The following is a 3,409-nucleotide window of genomic DNA, read 5'->3' on the forward strand; positions in this document are numbered from 1 at the left end:
GTCATCCGCCGAATCCGGTGTCCTTGCGAAGGTGCGGGAGTCGCTCGCGAGCATGGACATCTTTGGCCGCTCCGGCTATTGCGCGGTCCAGCCGCCATCGACGGAGATCGTTGTTCCCGTGATCTGGTCTGCCGCCGGCGAACACAGAAAGGCGACGGTGCCTCCGAGTTGCTCCGGGGACGCAAAATCGAGAGACGGTTGCTTTTCCGACAGCAACTCCTCGACGGCTTGCTGTTGACTGATGCCGCGTTGCGCGGCCATGTCGCCGATCTGCTTTTCGACCAGCGGCGTACGCACCCAGCCGGGGCAGACCGCATTGCAGGTAACGCCGCTTCCGGCCGTCTCAAGCCCGACCACCTTGGTCAGGCCGACCAGCCCGTGCTTGGCGGCGACGTAGGCGGCCTTGTGGGTCGAAGCGACGAGGCCGTGGGTGGAGGCGATGTTGACGATCCGTCCCCAACGCTGCTTTTTCATCTGAGGTACTGCTGTCGCAATGCCGTGGAACGCCGCCGACAGATTGATTCCGAGGATCGCATCCCACTTGGCAATTGGGAACTCATCAACCGGAGCGGTGAACTGGATGCCGGCATTGTTCACGAGTATGTCGAGGCGACCGAATTTCTCGATCGTCGCGGTGATCAATCCGCGTACGGCTTCGGCTTTCGACATGTCGGCGCCGTCATAGACGGCCCGGACACCGTGTTCGCCTTCGATCCCTTGGCGGATCGTCTCGATCTCGCTTGCGTCGCCGAAGCCATTCAACACCAGGTTGGCGCCGAGCCGGGCCAGCTCCTTCGCGATTCCCAGCCCGATGCCGCTGGTCGAACCGGTGACGATGGCCACCTTGTCCTTTAACATGGGAATTCCTTTGGTCGCCTGGTCGAAGTTGATGCGGGGGTTCATGGTCGTGCTCCCTTGGGTGCGGTTGGAACGAATGATCAGTGGGCGCCGCCGGCACTGAGCTGGCCGGGCTTCTTCAGCATCATGGAAGCTGCGAGTGCTACGACGAGCGCGGCACCGAGCAGGAAAAACATGTCGCTGAAGGCGAGGATGAACGCCTGCTTCTGCACGATCTTGCCGATCGCGACATAGGCGCGGTGCGCGGCATCGCTGCGATCGATCACGCCGTGGCTGATGAAATACTGTGTCAGCTTCTCAACTCTTGCCTGAGTCGCCTGCTCGAGCATGGAAACCGACTGCATCAACACGTTGGAGTGATACTGTTCGCGCTTGGTGAGCAATGTCTGCAACAGGGCGATGCCGACGGCGCCGCCGAGGTTACGTATCATGTTGAATAGGCCCGAGGCCGAGCCGGCGTTCTCTGCCTCGATGCCCGCAGTAGCGACCGCCGATAGCGGCGCGAACACGAAGGCCTGACCTACGGCACGAACGACGTTGGGCCAGAACAACTGGTCGGTGGCGTAGTCATTGGTCATGTGGATGTTCATGAAATTGGAAACCGCGAACAGCGCGAAGCCGGCACCGATGATGATTCGGGCGTCGAAGCGCCGCATCAGTTGCGGCACCAGCGGGATGAACAGCAATTGCGGCAAGCCGGTCCATGCCAGCACCATGCCGATCTGCTCGGCGTTGTAGCCCTGGATACGCGACAGATAGACCGGCAGGATAAACACCGAACCGTACAGCGCGATGCCGAGCAAGAAGTTGGCGAGGATACCGAAGCCGAAGTTGCGACGAGCCAGCAGGCGCAGATTCAACAGCGGCTTGCTGGCGGTCAGCTCGATCCATAGGAAGGCTGACAGCGCAACCGTGGCGATAACCGACATCTTGACGATGAAGGGCGAGCCCAACCAGTCGTCCTTGTTGCCCTCTTCCAGCACCGTCTGAAGCGCGGACAGGCCGATCGACATGGTAACGATGCCCGGCCAGTCGCCTTCGCGAAGCAGCGACAGATTCATCGGTGCTGGCTCCAGGGAGAACCACAGCATCGCAATCATCGCCGCGCCGGGCACCAGGTTGACGTAGAAAATATATTCCCAGCCCCAGTTCTCGGTGAGATACCCGACGATCGTGGGGCCGATCGCGGGGGCGAATGTCGCTGAGATCGCAAACAACGCGAGCCCGATCGGCTGCTTCGCCTTTGGCAGCAGCGTGATGATGAGCGTGAACGCCATCGGGATCAGCACGCCGCCGGTAAACCCCTGCACGGAACGCAGCACAATCATCTGCGGCAGGTTTTGCGCCAGTGCGCAGGCCGCCGAGAACAGCAGAAACAGGACCGCGTTGGTGAGAAGATACACCCGGATCGAGAACACCTGGGCAAGCCAGCCGGAGAGCGGGATTACCACGATCTCGGCGATCAGATACGAGGTCGAGATCCAGCCGCCGTCGTCGGTTCCAGCACCGATCGCGCCCTGGATGTCGGCGAGTGAGGCGTTGACGATCTGGATGTTCAGTACCGCCATGAAGGCGCCGAGCGTGGCGCCGCCCACTGCGATCCAGGTTTTTGCGGAGACGGCAGGAGCCTTCGGGGCTTCGGCGGCGAGCCGGGGATCGCTGGCGGGAACGCCGTTATTGGCGGTTTGCAATGTGGTCATGATGGTTCTCGTCGGATGCGAGGGGCGGGCGATCGGCGCCGTTCAACTGCGGGGCCCGGCGGCCCGCGAGGCGAGGCGCTTGCCGGCTTCACGCTCGGTGACGACCGTTGCCTTGGTGTCGACGGTCGGCTCGGCCGACATGCCCGGCCGCAGCAGGCCCTTCAGGTTGTGATCGTCGAGCACGATCTTCACCGGCACGCGCTGCACGATCTTGGTGAAGTTGCCGGTGGCGTTGTCGGGTGGCAGCAGTGCGAACTCGAGGCCGCTGGCCGGCGAGAGGCTATCGACATGGCCCTTGAGCCGGGTCGAGTGGAAGCTGTCGATTTTGAGCTCCACCGGCTGGCCGTTGCGCACATGGGTGAGCTGGGTCTCCTTGAAATTGGCGACGACATACACGGCGTCGAGCGGCACCACCGCCATCAACTGTGTGCCGGCCTGCACGAATTGACCGACCCGCAGCGAGCGCGCGCCGACTGTGCCGTCGACCGGCGCGGTGACGGCGGTGTAGGAAAGATTTAGCGCCGCCTGCTGCTCCATCGCAGCCGCGCGGTCGCGCTGCGCGATCGCCTGCGCCCGCTGGGTGGTGAGGACATCGACCCTGCGTTCGGCTGCCAGCAGGCCGGACTTCGCGTGCTGCCATTGCGCGTTGCTGGCACGCAGCGCCGCATCGGTTTGCTGGGCGCGCTGCACCGTGCCGGAGCCGGTCTTCATCAAGCCGTCGTAGCGCGCCTGCTCTTCCTGTGCGAACTTCAGGTTGGCTTCAGCGGCGGCGATATCGGCGATACCTTGTTCGATGATTGGCTGCTGCAGGGCGAGCTGTGCATCGAGATTGCGGACGGCGGCTTCGCCCG

General features: G+C 63.1%; 3 protein-coding genes. All 3 read right to left on the reverse strand.

Annotated features, from left to right (window positions below; genetic code table 11):
• Positions 1–75: 75 nt before the first annotated feature.
• Positions 76–858 (reverse strand): 3-hydroxybutyrate dehydrogenase, encoded by a 783-nt coding sequence (locus IC66_RS0100250; RefSeq protein ID WP_028145329.1) that lies wholly within the window; start codon positions 856–858, stop codon positions 76–78.
• Between the two features lie 80 nt (positions 859–938).
• Positions 939–2,558: an MDR family MFS transporter gene (locus tag IC66_RS0100255; RefSeq protein ID WP_038946250.1), complete on the reverse strand. Its 1,620-nt coding sequence runs from the start codon at positions 2,556–2,558 to the stop codon at positions 939–941.
• 42 nt (positions 2,559–2,600) lie between these two features.
• Positions 2,601–3,409: HlyD family secretion protein (locus IC66_RS0100260; protein ID WP_049806423.1), on the reverse strand; the 809-nt coding region annotated here is incomplete at its 5' end.

Source organism: Bradyrhizobium genomosp. III, from assembly GCF_000261705.1.
Classification (GTDB): Bacteria; Pseudomonadota; Alphaproteobacteria; order Rhizobiales; family Xanthobacteraceae; genus Bradyrhizobium; species Bradyrhizobium ottawaense.